General features: G+C 67.8%; 14 protein-coding genes. 7 read left to right on the plus strand and 7 right to left on the minus strand.

What is annotated here, in order from left to right:
* Window positions 1-95 precede the first annotated feature (95 nt).
* Window positions 96-2,429: a hypothetical protein gene (locus tag V3W46_RS06190; RefSeq protein ID WP_331782219.1), complete on the plus strand. Its 2,334-nt coding sequence runs from the start codon at window positions 96-98 to the stop codon at window positions 2,427-2,429.
* A gap of 55 nt (window positions 2,430-2,484) precedes the next feature.
* Here the strand turns inward: V3W46_RS06190 and V3W46_RS06195 are convergent, their stop codons facing one another.
* On the minus strand, window positions 2,485-3,384 hold the full coding sequence (locus tag V3W46_RS06195) for a DsbA family protein (RefSeq protein WP_331782220.1): 900 nt from the start codon (window positions 3,382-3,384) through the stop codon (window positions 2,485-2,487).
* A gap of 211 nt (window positions 3,385-3,595) precedes the next feature.
* Here V3W46_RS06195 and V3W46_RS06200 point away from each other — a divergent pair, with 211 nt between their 5' ends.
* The 4 genes from V3W46_RS06200 (at window position 3,596) to V3W46_RS06215 (ending at window position 7,388) form a co-directional block, all read left to right on the plus strand.
* The gene (locus V3W46_RS06200; protein ID WP_331782221.1) at window positions 3,596-4,699 is read left to right on the plus strand and encodes an ABC transporter ATP-binding protein; all 1,104 of its coding nucleotides are present in this window, start codon (window positions 3,596-3,598) and stop codon (window positions 4,697-4,699) included.
* Window positions 4,700-4,847: 148 nt separating this feature from the next.
* The gene (locus V3W46_RS06205; RefSeq protein WP_331782222.1) at window positions 4,848-6,212 is read left to right on the plus strand and encodes a DUF4032 domain-containing protein; all 1,365 of its coding nucleotides are present in this window, start codon (window positions 4,848-4,850) and stop codon (window positions 6,210-6,212) included.
* A 260-nt stretch (window positions 6,213-6,472) separates the two neighbouring features.
* Window positions 6,473-6,916: a MarR family winged helix-turn-helix transcriptional regulator gene (locus tag V3W46_RS06210; protein ID WP_331782223.1), complete on the plus strand. Its 444-nt coding sequence runs from the start codon at window positions 6,473-6,475 to the stop codon at window positions 6,914-6,916.
* A 31-nt stretch (window positions 6,917-6,947) separates the two neighbouring features.
* Window positions 6,948-7,388 carry an OsmC family peroxiredoxin gene (locus V3W46_RS06215; RefSeq protein ID WP_331782224.1) on the plus strand — a complete coding sequence of 147 codons (441 nt, stop codon included), beginning with the start codon at window positions 6,948-6,950 and terminating at the stop codon, window positions 7,386-7,388.
* Window positions 7,389-7,498: 110 nt separating this feature from the next.
* Here the strand turns inward: V3W46_RS06215 and rlmB are convergent, their stop codons facing one another.
* The 4 genes from rlmB to V3W46_RS06235 all read right to left on the minus strand — a co-directional run bounded on the left by rlmB (window position 7,499) and on the right by V3W46_RS06235 (window position 11,872).
* The gene (gene rlmB / locus V3W46_RS06220; RefSeq protein ID WP_331782225.1) at window positions 7,499-8,587 is read right to left on the minus strand and encodes a 23S rRNA (guanosine(2251)-2'-O)-methyltransferase RlmB; all 1,089 of its coding nucleotides are present in this window, start codon (window positions 8,585-8,587) and stop codon (window positions 7,499-7,501) included.
* Window positions 8,580-9,998: a cysteine--tRNA ligase gene (gene cysS / locus V3W46_RS06225; protein WP_331782226.1), complete on the minus strand. Its 1,419-nt coding sequence runs from the start codon at window positions 9,996-9,998 to the stop codon at window positions 8,580-8,582. The genes rlmB and cysS overlap by 8 nt, the downstream gene beginning before the upstream one ends.
* Window positions 9,999-10,076: 78 nt before the next feature.
* Window positions 10,077-11,327, minus strand: coding sequence for a 2-C-methyl-D-erythritol 4-phosphate cytidylyltransferase (ispD, locus tag V3W46_RS06230; protein WP_331782227.1), 1,251 nt, complete (start codon window positions 11,325-11,327; stop codon window positions 10,077-10,079).
* Window positions 11,328-11,389: 62 nt separating this feature from the next.
* Complete coding sequence (locus V3W46_RS06235; RefSeq protein WP_188674974.1) at window positions 11,390-11,872, minus strand: CarD family transcriptional regulator; 483 nt, start codon at window positions 11,870-11,872, stop codon at window positions 11,390-11,392.
* A 155-nt stretch (window positions 11,873-12,027) separates the two neighbouring features.
* Here V3W46_RS06235 and V3W46_RS06240 point away from each other — a divergent pair, with 155 nt between their 5' ends.
* Window positions 12,028-12,621 carry a hypothetical protein gene (locus tag V3W46_RS06240; RefSeq protein WP_331782228.1) on the plus strand — a complete coding sequence of 198 codons (594 nt, stop codon included), beginning with the start codon at window positions 12,028-12,030 and terminating at the stop codon, window positions 12,619-12,621.
* Between the two features lie 79 nt (window positions 12,622-12,700).
* Here the strand turns inward: V3W46_RS06240 and V3W46_RS06245 are convergent, their stop codons facing one another.
* Both V3W46_RS06245 and V3W46_RS06250 read right to left on the minus strand, forming a co-directional pair.
* Window positions 12,701-13,381, minus strand: coding sequence for a response regulator transcription factor (locus V3W46_RS06245; protein WP_331782229.1), 681 nt, complete (start codon window positions 13,379-13,381; stop codon window positions 12,701-12,703).
* An 11-nt stretch (window positions 13,382-13,392) separates the two neighbouring features.
* Window positions 13,393-14,532: a sensor histidine kinase gene (locus V3W46_RS06250; protein WP_331782230.1), complete on the minus strand. Its 1,140-nt coding sequence runs from the start codon at window positions 14,530-14,532 to the stop codon at window positions 13,393-13,395.
* Window positions 14,533-14,745: 213 nt separating this feature from the next.
* On the opposite strand from V3W46_RS06250, the gene phoU reads away from it, so the two are divergent.
* The gene (phoU, locus tag V3W46_RS06255; protein ID WP_331782231.1) at window positions 14,746-15,402 is read left to right on the plus strand and encodes a phosphate signaling complex protein PhoU; all 657 of its coding nucleotides are present in this window, start codon (window positions 14,746-14,748) and stop codon (window positions 15,400-15,402) included.
* Window positions 15,403-15,626 lie beyond the last annotated feature (224 nt).

The following is a 15,626-nucleotide window of genomic DNA, read 5'->3' on the forward strand; positions in this document are numbered from 1 at the left end:
AGGCTGCGAGGAGCACAATGGTCGCCTCGGCGCGGTTGCGGGTGTCGCAGGTGCGATCGCCGGGCTGCAACGCGATGGTGCGAAGGGGGCGCCCGGTGAGACGCACGCTGGTGCTCGCGGTGGCGCTGCTGAGCGCGACCGCTGCCTGGGCCGGGATGCCGGCTCTCGCGGCTACTGCCCACGGAGCCACAGGGGCTGTGGAGACGCAGCCGGTCGTCGTGAGCGGGCAGCATGCGACGCAGTCGGCCGCACTCCGCCCGGTGTGGCAGGGCACCATCACCTTCACCGGTCATCAGCACTGGGACGACGTCAGTGACGACGGAACGACGACGGGGACCTATGACTCTACAGAACGGCTGACCTTCGTCGAACGGTATACGCTGCCGCCGACCGGGGTGCCGAATGGAATCAACGGCAGCGCGGTCTCAGGCACCGCGTCGGAGGACGACGAGATCTCGGTTCCCGGCGCCTGCGCCGATCCGTTCGAGGAGACAGCAGGCGTGGTCGTCATCAACCCGGCCGCTTCTACGCCGAGCTCTCTGGCGATCGACCCGTCGACAGGCGCCGCGACACTCCGCTTCCCGCAGTTTCACGGTTCTGACGGCCTGACCCAGACCGTCACCTCGGGCGACCCGTGCACGACCGCGACGCAGCCCGCCGGATTCGAGATTCCCAGCGACGACAAACTGCAGACCGCCGTCGCCACCGGGCAGCTGAGCCCAGGAGGCGCCGCTCTCGTCGGTTCGCAGAGTCTCACCGGGCGCACTGGCTGGACCGGAACGTGGACCTGGAACCTCACGGGCACGTGCTACGACGCCGATGCAGACAGCGCGGGCTGCGCAGACCCGGTCGCGGTCATCGCCCCGACGGCACCCGTCGATCGCACAGCGTCGATGACGCTCGACGGGTCAGCCTCGACACCGGGCGGCAACGCGAGCAGCATCAGCTCGTACCAGTGGTCTGTCGCGCCCGGTGCGAACTGCCCACCGAACCTCGCCCTGAAGAACACCGACCATCGGAGTGCCGACCCGCAGTGGGGCCCGTTTCCCGTGCTGTGCGACCTTCAGATCGGGTTGATCGTCACCGATGACGCCGGCGACGTGTCTGCTCAGGTCACCTCCGACGTGACGGTGAACCCGCGGACGGGCAGCGACTTCGCTCACATCGTCGTCGGTTCCACGGCCGACCCGAACGGCGACAGCCCCGACCTCGAACCGCTCGACCCGAACGTGTCGTTCACCGCTCAGGATGGCGCAGCCAATGTCGGCCAGAACTTCAGCACCTGCCCGACCCGCAACACCCAGCCCACCCTGTCGGGTCTGTATACATCGGTGCTCTGTCCGGCGCGCACGCAGAACGGCGTCGGAACCTTTGCCGAGAACGACGCCTACGAGACCGCGGCGGTCACGTCGCCCGGCAGCCCGTTCGACGGCTTCGGCTACATCACCGGTTCGAAGGTCACCATTCCGCTCACGGGCGTCACCAACCGCACTCTCGGGCCGAACGGCACCCCACCGACCGGGCAACCGAGCGTGTACGACGAGAACGAGGCCGGTAATGCCGCGCAGTACAACGGATTCCTGACGGCCGTGAGCGAGCACGAGAACAACGGTGTATCCGGCCTTCCGCACAGCGGCCACTCCAGCGCGATCCAGGAGACCATCGACGCCAACCAGAAAGACGACGTCAACATCTACTTGGAGAGCCAGATAGCTCCCTCACAGGATGCCGTCACCAAGACGGCCGAGAAAGCCCTGCTCGCCGCCGAGAACGAACTCGCCACCGCGACTGCCGATTCACCCCCGACCGGCAACCATCTCGCCTACCTCGGAACCTACCGCGTGTTCTGGTGGGAGTCCGTCGCCGATCCGACCCGCGCCAGCTACCCGGGGTACTGGGCTCCCTACACCTGCGTCGTCGGCGGACCCGACAGCAACTGCACACCGACAACGGATGCCGAACTCACGATCGACCCGCTCGGCCCCCATCATCCCGGCCAGAGGGTGCACATCACCGGCGGGGCCTTCTCGCCCGGCGAGAGCGTCAGCGTCGACGCCCACTCCACTCCGGAACATCTCGGCGACGCCACCGCATCAGGCGATGGAACGATCTCGCTCACCGTGACGATTCCCGCCGACCTCGCGCCGGGAACCCACGCGATCACCGCGACGGCGGCGACGAGCGGCCTCACGTCGGCGACCGAGGTGACCGTCGCCGCCGGCTCCGCGAGCCCTGTCGGCCCGACGAACCCGGTGAGCTCCACCGGCTCGGACACGGCGACGCCGCCAGGCGAGACGACCGGCGGTGATCATGCGCTGGCAGACACCGGCAGCGACGCGGTCGGCGCTGTCGTCGTCGCCTGTGCACTTTTCATCGTCGGTGTGCTGAGCCGGTCGATCGCACGCAGGCGCTCCGGCAGACAGCCCTGACGCAGGGTCGGAAGGCCCGGAGGTCGCGTCCCCGAGAACCGAAGTGGTCGGGAGCCTACGGGGTCGGGGTGGGGGTCGGCGTCGCCGTCGAATCCTGGCCCGAGACCTGCAGCACGAAGTTGGCGAACGCATTGGCGTCGGTCAGCGAGCCCTGGTACTGCTGGCCGTCGACGAGCACGGTCGGCGTGCCGGTGACCTTGGCGATCGTCGAGCCGGGCAGCGGCTCGGTGGTAGCCCTGGTCGTGGAGTCGGCCACCCAGCCCTTGAACGTCTGATCGGTGATGCACGAGTTGATCGAGTCAGAGCTGGTCACACCGGCCTGCGTCGCGAAACCCTGCAGCTGGGCATCCGTCAGCCCCGACGTGTTCTCGGTGGGCTGGTTGGCGAACAGCAGCGAACTGAAGTCGTAGAAGTTGTTCGGCGAGAAGTTCGCCACGCAGGCGGCGGCGTTGGCCGCACGGGTGGAGTACTTTGTGCCGAGCGACGAGCGGTCGAGCAGAGAGAGCGGATGCACCTCATAGGTCGCCGCGCCCTGGTTCACCCACTTGTCGATCTGCGTGAGGTTGGTGGTCTCGAACTGGCCGCAATAGGGGCACATGTAGTCGATGTAGACGCGGATGTCGATGACGCCCTCGGCGTTCGCCGCGCTCGGCGTGGGCTGCTCGCCGGCGGCGAGGGCGGGAGTGGTCACCGCGACGTTGCCCTGGGTGATCTTGATGCCGTCGCTGGCCATGTTGAGCGGTCCGGGGCCGGCAGGCTTCGCCGAGCTGGCGACGATGAGCACGACACACACGACGATGGCGATGATGACCACGCCGATGCCGCTGAACAGGATGGCGCGGTTGCGAACGTCTTTCTTGTGCTGCGCCTCACGCAGGGCCTTCGCCTTCTCGCGCGCAGCCTCTCGGCGCTGGTTCTTGCTCTGGCGAGAATCATCGGGTCGGCCGTTGGTCATACGTGTTGCTCCGGAGTTCGGGGGCGAGAAAAGATGTGGCCCGGGTCGCGAGACGCGCGGCGGGCATCCATCGATAGTAATGAACCTGACTGGGAATGCGCCAGACGAGCGCCGTGCCATACTGGGAGGTGGACCACCGACGACGTTGGTTCGATCATCCATCACAACGGATCGTCCGGCACGTACCTGCCGGTGAAGGAGTAATACAACCATGGCATCAGTCACGTTCGATCACGCGACCCGGCTCTACCCGGGAAGCACCCGCGCAGCGGTCGATCAACTGAATCTCGAAACCTCAGACGGTGAATTCCTCGTTCTGGTCGGGCCGTCGGGCTGCGGCAAGTCGACTTCGCTGCGCATGCTGGCCGGCCTCGAAGAGGTCAACTCGGGCCGCATCCTCATCGGCGACCGCGACGTCACCGATGTTCCGCCGAAAGACCGCGACATCGCGATGGTCTTCCAGAACTACGCGCTGTACCCGCACATGACGGTGGCCGAGAACATGGGCTTCGCGCTCAAGATCGCCGGCGTCAACAAAGAAGAGCGCGCCAACCGCGTTCTCGAAGCGGCCAAGCTGCTCGACCTCGAGCCCTACCTCGGCCGCAAGCCGAAGGCCCTCTCGGGCGGCCAGCGTCAGCGCGTCGCCATGGGCCGCGCCATCGTGCGCCAGCCCCAGGTCTTTCTCATGGACGAGCCGCTGTCGAACCTCGACGCCAAGCTGCGCGTGCAGACCCGCACCCAGATCGCCTCGCTCGTTCGCCGCCTCGGCGTCACCACGGTCTACGTCACGCACGACCAGACCGAGGCGCTCACCATGGGCGACCGCATCGCCGTGCTGAAAGACGGCGTGCTGCAGCAGGTCGGCACCCCGCGCGACCTGTACGAGAAGCCCGAGAACGTGTTCGTCGCCGGCTTCATCGGCAGCCCGGCCATGAACCTCTTCGTGGCCGACGTGGTCGACGGCGGTGTGCAGTTCGGCACCTCGGTCATCCCGGTCGAGCGCGACATCCTCGCCGGCATCCCCGCGAAATCGGTCACCATCGGCGTTCGCCCCGAAGACATCGTGGTCGCCTCGACCTTCGGCGAGGGCCTGCCGGTCGACGTCGACCTGATCGAAGAGCTCGGTGCCGACGGCTACCTCTACGGGCACAGCGAGATCAACGGCAAGCGCACCGACCTCGTCACCCGCGTCGACGGCCGCGTTCACCCGAACGCCGGCGACAAGGTGTACCTCACCGCGAAGCCCGGCCACCTGCACCTGTTCGACAGCGAGTCGGGCCAGCGCATCGGCAACAAGCCGGTCGTCGCCGCGTAAGGCGGTCTCGGTTTCGATACGCGCCTTCGGCGCTACTCAACCGGCGTACGCGCGCGCGCCGCCGGTTGAGTAGCGTGACGCGAAGCGTCGCGCGTATCGAAACCCCTCCACCGGCCGGTCTGACTCGTTCGGTACACGAAGGAGCACTATGAGCGGTTCACTGAACATCACCGCGGCGACGGTCGACCCGGCGCTGCTCGATCTGCCGTGGCAGCTGCCCCTCGACGAGTGGCCCGATGAAAACATCGCGTCGCTTCCGAAGGGCATCTCGCGGCACCTCGTGCGGTTCGCCCACTTGAGCGGCCACGTCATCGCCATCAAAGAGACCACCGACGAGATGGCCAAGCGTGAGTACGCCATGCTGCGCACGCTGCAGGGCCTCGACATTCCGTGCGTCGACCCGCTCGCTGTCATCACGAACCGCTCCGACCCGGCCGACACTCCCCTGAACTCGGTGCTGGTCACCCGGCACCTCAAGTTCTCGCTGCCGTACCGTGCCCTCTTCTCGCAGACCCTGCGCCCCGACACCGCGACCAGGCTGGTGGATGCCCTGGCCGTGCTTCTCGTGCGCCTGCACATCATCGGGTTCTTCTGGGGCGACGTATCGCTGTCGAACACGCTCTTCCGGCGCGATGCCGGCGCCTTCGCCGCCTACCTCGTCGACGCCGAGACCGGGCAGCTCTACGATGGCGGACTCTCGAACGGCCAGCGCGAGAACGATCTCGAGATCGCCCGCGTCAACATCGCCGGCGAACTGATGGATCTCGAGGCCGGAGGCCGCGTCGCCGACGAGCTCGACCCCATTCGCATCAGCGACGGCATCGTGGCGGCCTACCGTTCGCTCTGGAAGGAGCTCACCGGCTCTGAGTCGTTCTCGTCGTCAGAGCGCTGGCGCATCAACGAGCGCGTCGACCGCCTCAACGATCTCGGCTTCGACATCGAAGAGCTCGCCATCAAGACCGACGAGGGCGGCTCGAAGGTGCGCATCCAGCCCAAGGTGGTGGATGCCGGGCACCACCAGAGGCGACTGCTGCGTCTCACCGGGCTCGACGCGGGTGAGAACCAGGCTCGTCGACTGCTCAACGACCTCGACTCGTACACCCTGCGGTTCGGACGACGCGACTACGACGAAGAGATGCTCGCCCACGAGTGGCTCGCGAAGGTGTTCGAGCCGGTCGTGCGGGCCATCCCCACCGATCTGAAGGGCAAGCTGGAGCCGGCCGAGGTGTTCCACCAGCTGCTCGAGCACCGCTGGTTCATGAGCCAGCAGCAGAACCGCGACGTGCCGTTGTCTGAGGCGCTGAACTCGTACATCAACGACATTCTGCGGCATCGCCGCGATGAGGCGACCGTGGTCGGCCCGCCGACCGGCATGATGACGCTGCCGATCGCAGTGCAGTCGGGGGCCGTGCCCGACGACGAAGACGAGGCTGCCGACGAAGACGACGACGAAGGCGGGCCGGATGCGCCCACCCCGCGCGAGCCCGAGCAGGACTGGCGCCTCACCGTCTGACGCCGCCGGTTTCGATACGCGTCGCGTTGCGCCGCTACTCAACCCCCGCCGGTCGCTCCCACCGCCGGTCGAGTAGCGCGCAGCGCGTATCGAGACCAGATCCCATGCCGGTTTCGATACGCGCCGCTCCGCGTCGCTACTCAACCAGCGCCGTTCGCTCCCCCCGCCGGTCGAGTAGCGCGCAGCGCGTATCGAGACCCGCCCCATTCCGTTTTACATTGCGCACGACTAAATTGCGCACAATATGCTAGGTTCGATTCATGGCCAGCCGATCATCCGCCCCGCTGCTCGACGAGCAGATCTGCTTCGCACTGTACAACGCGTCGCGCGCGATGACGGCCAACTACCGCACTCTGCTCGAGCCACTGGGGCTCACCTACCCGCAGTATCTCGTCATGCTCGTGCTGTGGGAGAGTGAGCCGGTCACCGTCTCTGAGCTCGGCGAGCGACTGCAGCTCGACTCGGGCACGGTCTCTCCGCTGCTGCGCCGCCTCGAGGCCGCCGGGCTCATCGAACGCAACCGCCGCCCCGATGACGAGCGCTCGGTTCTCGTATCGCTCACGCCCGCGGGCGACGAGCTGCGGCAGCAGACAGCGCGCTTTCCCGAGTTGGTCTGCGCCGCCTCGGGCTTCGACGTCGAAGCGATCCAGGCCCTGCGCGATCAGGTCATGGCCTTCGCCTGCAACATTCGTACTTCCATCTGACCGCACGAAACCCAACGAAAGAGAGAACACCATGCCCACACGTACCGCCCGCACCGCCTGGAACGGAAGCCTCGAGACCGGCGAAGGCCAGGTCGAGCTCTCGAGCTCGAAGCTCGCCACGTTCGACGTGTCGTTTCCGAAGCGCGCCGCCGACGAGGCGAATGGCTTCACCAGCCCCGAAGAGCTGCTCGCCGCCGCTCACTCCGCCTGCTACGCCATGCAGTTCTCGGCCGTGCTCGGTGCCGCCGGTGGCACTGTCGAGGCGCTCGACGTCAAAGCCGACGTGACGCTCGCCCCCGACCCCGCGGGCGGGTTCAAGCTCTCGGGCATCCACCTCACCGTCTCGGGTGAGGTCTCGGGCCTCGACGACGCCGCCTTCCAGGCCGCTGCGCTCGACGCCAAGGCGAACTGCCCGGTGTCGAAGGCGCTGACCGGCGTGAACATCACGCTCGACGCGACCCTCGAGCAGTAACCCTTCGCCGGTTGAGTAGCGCCGCAGGCGCGTATCGAAACCAGGGGCACGCGCTGCCGGTTTCGATACGCGCCGCTGCGCGACGCTACTCAACCAGCGGGAGGGCGACGCTACTTGTTCGCTGCGAGGGCGCGCAGGCGCGAGATCTCGTAGAGCGTGACGCTCGCGGCGATGCCGGCGTTCAGCGACTCGGTCGCCGCGCTGATCGGAATCGAGACGATGGCGTCGCAGGTCTCGGTGACGAGCCGCGAGAGGCCTTTTCCCTCGCTGCCGACGACGATCACCACGGGGCTGTTTGCGAGCGCGAGCTCGGGCAGCTGAACGTCTCCACCGCCGTCGAGGCCGAGCACGAACGCGCCCTTCTGCTTCAGCGCCTTCAGCGTCTGCGTGAGGTTGGCCGCCATGGCGACGGGCGTGCGGGCAGCCGCGCCGGCCGATGTCTTCCAGGCCGATGCGGTGAGGCCGACAGACCGGCGGGCGGGAACGATGACACCCTGGCCGCCGAACGCCGCGGTCGAGCGGATGATCGCGCCGAGGTTGCGCGGGTCGGTGATGCCGTCGAGCGCCACCAGCAGCGGCGTCTCACGGCTCGCGACGATCTCGTCGTACAGGTCGACCGGGTGCGCATACTCGTACGGCGGTACCTTGAGCGCCACGCCCTGGTGCACCGAGTCGAAGCCGGCGAGCCGGTCGAGTTCGGGCTTCATGACCTCGAGCACCGGGATGCCGCGGTTGGTCGCCAGCGCCAGAATCTCCTTCACGCGCTCGTCGTACTCGACGCGCGTGCCGATGTAGAGAGCGGTCGCCGGGATCTTGGCGCGCAGCGCCTCGACCACCGAGTTGCGCCCGGTCACCACCTCGCTCTCCTCGCCCTTCGCCGCAGGGCGGCGCTGCTGGCGCGACGGATCCTGCGGGCCCGTTCCGCGCCCACCGGGGCGCCCGGCACCGGCACGACCCTCGCCCGCGATGCGCTGGCGCTTCTCGGGCTGGCCGGGCTTGCCCTTGCCGCCGGCAGCAGCGTAGCGCTCCTTGGCGGCCTTGGCCTTGCCCGCGGGGTGGTACGGGCGGTCTTCGGCCTTGGGCGTGGGCTTCTTGCCCTCGAGGGCCTGGCGGCCCTGCCCACCTGAGCCGACCGTCGGGCCTTTGCTGGTGCGGCGCACCGCGCCCGGGCGGCCGGGCTTCTTGCCTGAACTAGCCATCAAAACTCCAATGTGCACCCGTCGAGGTGTCTTCTATCGTGATGCCGACCTGCGCCAGTTCATCGCGGATGCGATCGGCGGTGGCAAAATCTCGTGCTCTGCGTGCGGTCTCCCGGTCTTCGAGCAACCGTTCGACGAGACTCGACAGCGCCCCGGCCATCGAACTGCTCTCGCCCGCCGACCACTGTGAGTCGAGCGGGTTGATTCCCAGCACGCTCGTCATGGCGTAGACCTGACCCAGCAGCCTGGCCGCTTCGGCGAAGTCTTCGGAGTCGAGGCTGGCGTTGCCGGCGCGCACCGTTTCGTGCAGCACGCCGAGGGCCTGGGGAACACTGAGGTCGTCGTTCATGGCCTCACGAAACTCGTCTGGCACCAATTCTACGGTCTCCGACGCGAAACGCGTGCCCTCGAGCCTTCTGACGGCCCGCTCGACGAACCCCTCGATGCGGCTCAGGGCTGCCTCGGCCTCGGCAAGAGCCCCATCGTGGAACTCGAGTGTCGACCGATAGTGGTTCGCTCCGAGGTAGTAGCGGATGACCAGCGGGCGTGCGCTCGCCAGCAGTTCGGTCGCAAACACCGAGTTGCCGAGCGACTTGCTCATCTTCTGCCCCACCACCGACACGAGGCCGTTGTGCAGCCAGTAGTTCGCGAACGGGTCGCCGGCCGCGTGCGACTGCGCGAGCTCGTTCTCGTGGTGCGGAAAGCGCAAGTCGAGCCCGCCGCCGTGGATGTCAAACTGGGCGCCGAGGTACTTCGTCGACATCGCAGAGCACTCGATGTGCCAGCCCGGTCGCCCGGCGCCCCACGGGCTCTGCCACGCCGCGGTGAGGGGCTCCCCCGCCTTGTGCCCCTTCCACAGGGCGAAGTCACGCACGTCGTGCTTTCCGCGGGCGTCGGAGTCGGCGGCCGCCGCCATGTCGTCGAGCTTCTGATGGGTGAGCTCGCCGTACGCCGGCCACGAGAGGGTGTCGAAGTAGACGTCGCCAGAACCGTCGTCGGCGGCATACGCGTGCCCGGCATCCACCAGCCTGCCGATGATGGCGATCATCTCGGGGATGCTCGCGGTGGCGCGTGGCTCGTAGCTGGGCGCAAGCACGCCGATGGCGTTGTAGGCGGCCGTGAACTCGAGCTCGGTGCGGTAGGCCAGGGCCCACCACTCTTCGCCAGACGCAGCGGCGTTGATCAGGATCTTGTCGTCGATGTCGGTGACGTTGCGAACGAACGTGACGTCGTAGCCGCTGTAGCTGAACCAGCGACGCAGCTGGTCGTAGGCCAGGGCCGAACGCAGGTGACCGATGTGCGGCGACGACTGCACCGTCGGGCCGCAGACGTAGACTCCCACCTTGCCGGGAACAAGGGGCACGAAGTCGACCAGCGCACGCTGCTTGGAGTCATAGAGGCGTAGAGTCACCGCCCCAGTTTAGAAGGCGCCGGCTGTGCATGACGCGCGGGCGCCCGGTACGGCCTCAGGCCGGGTGCGCGAGCGCCCTCAGCCCGGGTAGACGAGCGCCGAGGCGATGGCCATGACGCCCTCGGAACGGCCGGTGAAGCCGAGCCCGTCGGTCGTCGTGGCCGAGACCGTCACCCGGGCGCCGAGGATGCCCGAGAGCACCCCCTCGGCCTCCGCCCGCCGGGGCGCGAACCTCGGGCGGGCCGCGACGAGCTGCACCGACACGTTGCCGATGCGAAAGCCCGCCTCGGTGATGAGCCGGAGTGTCTCGACGAGAAAGACCTCGCCGTGGGCGCCGTCGAAGCGGGGGTCGCTGGTGCCGAATACGCTGCCGAGATCACCCAGGCCGCTCGCCGAGAGCAGGGCGTCGCAGATGGCGTGAGCGACGACGTCGCCGTCGCTATGGCCCTCGAGCGGCGTCTCGCCGGGCCAGCACAGGCCGGCGAGCCACAGCTCGTCGGCAGTGGTCGCGGGCGCAGACGTCGTGGCTGCCGCGAGCCCAGCTGCGGGCGCGGGCGCGGCGACGGCAGCAGACGCGGCTGGTGCCGAGGCGAAGGCGTGGGCATCCACCCCCAGGCCGGTGCGCGGCAGCGCCACGCCCACCGCGGCGATGAGCAGCTGCTCGGCCCGGCGCAGATCCCACGGGGTGGTGATCTTGAACGCGAGGGGGTCGCCGTGCACGATCATCACACGCAACCCGGCGTCGGCGACCAGCGCGGCGTCGTCGGTGAAGTCGCCCGTGGGGTTCGCGTAGGCGGCCTCGAGCTGTGCGCGCGGAAACCCCTGCGGCGTCTGCACCGCCGACAGCTCCGACCGGTCGACCGTCGCGACGGCGGTGCCGAAGCCGTCGGTGCGCTTGATGGTGTCGCTGACCGGCAGGCCCGGAATCGCCCCGACGCCCTCGCTCTCGACGGCGTCGATGATCGCCTCGAACTGCGACGTGGGCGTGAGCGCACGCGCCGCGTCGTGGATCAGAACGGTCTCGACGCTCGGCAGCAGTACGGCGAGGCCTGCCGCGACCGACTCCTGCCTGCTGCGGCCGCCGATCACCACCGTGCACGACTCGGATGCCCGGCCGGCCGTCTCGCGCACCATCTGCTCGGCGAGCGCGAAGTGCGTCTGGGGCGCCACGACGATGAGCTGCACCTCACGTTGGAGCGCGAAGACCGGGTCGAGCGACCGCGAGAGGATCGAGCGCTGGGCGAGGCTGACGAGGGCCTTGGGCAGCGAGTAGCCCAGTCGTGAGCCGCTGCCGGCAGCAACGACCACGACGGCGACGGTCGGGTTCACCGGTTCACTGCAGCGCGAAAGCCGGAATCAGATGCGGTGTGCACGGAGCAGGGCCGACGCGGCTACGAGGCCAGGACTTCGTCGAGAACCAGCGAGGCCTTCTCTTCGTCGGTCTTCTCAGCGAGCGCCAGCTCGGAGATGAGAATCTGCCGCGCCTTCGCGAGCATGCGCTTCTCACCGGCCGACAGGCCGCGGTCTTGGTCACGGCGCCACAGGTCGCGAACGACCTCGCTCACCTTGATGACATCGCCCGACGCGAGTTTCTCGAGGTTCGCCTTGTAGCGCCTCGACCAGTTCGTGGGCTCTTCGGTGAACGGGGCGCGCAGCACCTCGAAGACCTTGTCGAGCCCCTCTTTGCCGATCACGTCGCGAACGCCGACCAGGTCGACGTTGTCGGCGGGAACTTCGATGGTGAGGTCGCCCTGCGTCACGCGCAGTTTGAGGTAGATCTTCTCCTCACCCTTGATGATGCGGGTCTTCACCTCAGAAATCGTCGCCGCGCCGTGATGCGGGTATACGACAGTTTCGCCAACCTCAAAAAGCATGTAGTGATGTCCCTTCTAGATTGCCAAGTTTACCACAGGGCACTTGTAGTAAGGTTCGCCTAACTGTCTCCGGGCCGGCCAGCCGGTAGGCTAAACTCGTAGCGTTTTACCGCCTGTGTAACTCGTCGGGCGAACAGCCACATCTGGAGGGTCTTGTGAGAATTCGGTCACGGTACGCGGCATCGATCCTTGTGGCGTTGGCGATCGGCGCCTCCGCCTCGGGGTGCGCGTTCATCACCCCCCAGGCGACGACCACGATCGTCGAATCGGCCGACGGGGTCAACGGCAACGTCGCCCCGAACCTCGCTGTACGCAACGCGACCCTCATCAGCGACGACGGCAAGACCGCCAGCCTGCTGGTCTCGCTGGTGAACACCGACAACTCCGGCATGCTCGTGAACATCCAGTACCAGAACGCTGCGGGCGCGACCGTCACCGAGTCTGCCTACGTCGACGCGGCGAGCCCGAACGGCTCGAACACCCTCAACATCGGTGGCATCGACCCCAGCGGGCTGGCGCAGAAGAAGATCGTCTTCACCGGCCTCGACGTCAAGGCCGGGTCGCTCGTGCCCGTCTTCTTCCAGTACGGCACCGAGACCGGCACCAAGCTGCTGGTTCCCGTGCTGACGAGCGACTGGCCGCAGTACAAGGGTCTCGCTCCGGCCGTGGCGGCGACCGCTGCCCCGACCCCTGCGGCGACGAGCGCTGCGACCCCCGCCGCGACTCCCTCGGCCACCCCGGCTCCGTAGCGCAGCAGCACGAGCGACCCTCGGCGCCCACCGCGGCCGCCGCTCCGCAGAGCAGCAGTCCGAGCCGCGGGGCGCCCGCTCAAGCCTCGAAGCGGTACCCCAGACCCCTCACGGTCACCAGCAGCACCGGGTCTGACGGCGACTGCTCGATCTTCGAACGGATGCGCTTGATGTGCACGTCGAGCGTCTTGGTGTCGCCGAAGTAGTCCGATCCCCACACCCGGTCGATCAGCTGCCCGCGCGTCAGCACGCGGCCCGCGTTGCGCAGCAGCAGCTCGAGCAGTTCGAACTCCTTCAGGGGCATCGGCGTCTCGACCCCGCCGACCGCCACCGTGTGCCGTTCGACATCCATTCGCACCGGTCCGGCCTCGAGCACCGGCTCGCCGAGTTCGTCGTCGTCGATGCGCCGACGCATGACCGCCCGGATGCGCGCCAGCAGCTCGCGCGACGAGTACGGCTTCGTCACGTAGTCGTCAGCGCCCAGCTCGAGCCCCACCACCACGTCGACCTCCGAGTCTTTTGCGGTGAGCATGATGATGGGCACCTGCGAGCGCGTGCGGATCTGCCGGCACACCTCGGTGCCCGGGATGCCCGGAATCATCAGGTCGAGCAGAATCAGGTCGACACCACCACGGTCGAACTCAACGAGCGCGGTGGGCCCGTCAGGCGCCTGCGTGACCTCGTAACCTTCTCGACTGAGCAGGTACGCCAACGGCTCGCTGAGCGAGACCTCATCTTCGACCAGCAGAATATGAATCACTTGTGTTCTCCTCAGGAGGCAGCCGCTGCGTGCGACGCTTCGGGCAGTCGGATGGTGAAGGTCGAGCCGTGTCCGGGCTGCGACCACACGCGGATGTCGCCGCCGTGGTTCTCGATGACGTGTTTGACGATGCTCAGGCCGAGGCCCGTGCCGCCGGTGTTGCGCGAGCGGGCCTGGTCGACGCGGAAGAAGCGTTCGAACACCCGCCCGAGGTCTTCTTCGGGTATGCCGACACCCTGGTCGGTCACGGCGATCTCGACGATACCCTCATGAACGCGAACGCCGACGCCGATGCGGGTTCCCTCACCCGAGTACTGCACCGCGTTGGCGATCAGGTTGTGCAGGGCCAGCACGAGAAGGCCCTCGTCGCCGAACACCTCGGCCCCGTGCTCGCCGCCGCTGACGACCGTCACCATGCGGGCATCCACCTGCACATGGTTCTGGTCGATGGCGGTGGCCACCAGGTGGTCGACGTCGACGAGTTCGGCGCCGGTCAGCACGTCAGAGGCCTGCAGTCGCGACAGCTCGATGATCTCGCGGGTGATGCGGCCGAGCCGCTGCGCCTCGGTCTCGAGCCGCTTGGCGAACTTGCGCACCTGCACGGGGTCGTCTGAGGCGGGTTCGAGCGCCTCGGCCAGCAGCGAGATGGCGCCGATGGGCGTCTTCAGTTCGTGGCTGATGTTCGCGATGAAGTCGCGGCGCACCTCTTCGAGGCGGTGCGCCTCGGTGCGGTCGTCGGCGAGCAGCAGCAGGTACCGGCTGCCGAGCCGGGCCACCCGCACCTGCAGGTGGATCGTGGCGTCGCCGAACGGCCCACGGGCGAGGCTCACGTCTCTCGACACCGGCACCCCGGTTCTGCGCACCGAGTCGACCATCTCGGTGAGCTCCGGATGCACGAGACCCTGGTTCCACACGAGCCCGAACGCCAGCGCGGCCGGCGACACCTTGACCACGTTGTTCGACGCGTCGAGCACGACGCCGGCCGAATCGATGGCGTCGATCACCTGGTCGACGCCGTCGGGCACCGAGGGGTCGATGATGGTCGCAGCGCGTTCGCTGCGGCGCGCCGACACGACCAGGAGGATGACGAAACCCGAGCCGACGACGAGGCCGAGTGCCACAGAGAGCAGCACAGACGAGCCTGGATCCATAGCGACTACACTAATGACTCGCCACGGGCGCCGAACCGGCTTTGCCGCCGCAGCCCCGCCGGGCCGCGCGATGTTCAGTCGTTCGGCACCTTCTGTTAACCTCGGATTGGCAGGATGGCGACGTATGCCCGGTGGGCAGGCCCGAGGGCTGCCGTCGGTTCGGTGCACCCGCGCCACAGCTGCACGACGCACCGCAGAGAGGATCCATCACACATGCGCGAGGTATTCCAGCAAGAACTCCGCGAGGTACAGGAGCGCCTGGTCGAGATCAGCCGGCTCGTCGTGGTCGCCATCACCAACGCCACGGCCGCGTTCAACGAGTCGAACGTGTCTCTGGCCGAGCAGGTCATCGCCGACGACCCGAAGATCGACGCCCTCGCCTCAGACCTCGACGAACTCGCGATCAGCATCATGGCGCTGCAGCAGCCGGTCGCCCGCGACCTGCGCATCGTCGTGAGCGCCCTGCGCATGAGCGCCTCGCTCGAGCGCATGGGCGACATCGCCCAGCACATCGCGCAGCTGGCCCGGTACCGCTACCCCGAGAAGGTGGCGCAAGACCGCCTGCTCGGCACGTTCAACGAGATGGGCCGCCTCGACGTCGAGGTCGCCGAGAAGCTCAGCCGGCTCATCGAGACAGAAGACCTCGACCTCGCCGACGAGATGCGCGACATCGACGACCGCATCGACGAGCTGCACCTCAGCGTGTTCGAGACGGTGCTCAGCGACAGCTGGGCCGGCACCTCGGTCAACACGGTCGACGTCACCCTGGCCTCGCGCTACCACGAGCGTTTCGCCGACCACGCGGTGTCGATCGCCAAGAAGGTCAAGTACCTCGCCACGGGCGAGTGGACGGGCTCCGGCCAGCGCTGACCCCGGGCATCCGCCCGCCGCCGGTTGAGTAGCTCCGCAGGAGCGTATCGAAACCCCTCGCCGCACACCCGGTTTCGATACGGCGCTCCGCGCCTACTCAACCAGCGAAACGGGTCGCGACCGGTGTCGCCGGTTGAGTAGCTCCGCAGGAGCGTATCGAAACCCCTCGCCGCACACCCGGTTTCGATACGGCGCGCCGCGCCTACTCAACCAGCGACACGGGG

The organism is Subtercola sp. YIM 133946 (genome assembly GCF_036553535.1).
Classification (GTDB): Bacteria; Actinomycetota; Actinomycetes; order Actinomycetales; family Microbacteriaceae; genus Subtercola.

Bases quoted from the DNA above. Each gene is read 5' to 3' on its own strand.
- V3W46_RS06205 (WP_331782222.1), top strand. From the start codon at position 4,848: ATGAGCGGTTCACTGAACATCACCGCGGCGACGGTCGACCCGGCGCTG.
- rlmB (WP_331782225.1), bottom strand. From the start codon at position 8,587: ATGGCTAGTTCAGGCAAGAAGCCCGGCCGCCCGGGCGCGGTGCGCCGC.
- V3W46_RS06235 (WP_188674974.1), bottom strand. From the start codon at position 11,872: ATGCTTTTTGAGGTTGGCGAAACTGTCGTATACCCGCATCACGGCGCG.
- V3W46_RS06215 (WP_331782224.1), top strand. From the start codon at position 6,948: ATGCCCACACGTACCGCCCGCACCGCCTGGAACGGAAGCCTCGAGACC.
- V3W46_RS06250 (WP_331782230.1), bottom strand. From the start codon at position 14,532: ATGGATCCAGGCTCGTCTGTGCTGCTCTCTGTGGCACTCGGCCTCGTC.
- V3W46_RS06200 (WP_331782221.1), top strand. From the start codon at position 3,596: ATGGCATCAGTCACGTTCGATCACGCGACCCGGCTCTACCCGGGAAGC.
- phoU (WP_331782231.1), top strand. From the start codon at position 14,746: ATGCGCGAGGTATTCCAGCAAGAACTCCGCGAGGTACAGGAGCGCCTG.
- V3W46_RS06210 (WP_331782223.1), top strand. From the start codon at position 6,473: ATGGCCAGCCGATCATCCGCCCCGCTGCTCGACGAGCAGATCTGCTTC.
- V3W46_RS06195 (WP_331782220.1), bottom strand. From the start codon at position 3,384: ATGACCAACGGCCGACCCGATGATTCTCGCCAGAGCAAGAACCAGCGC.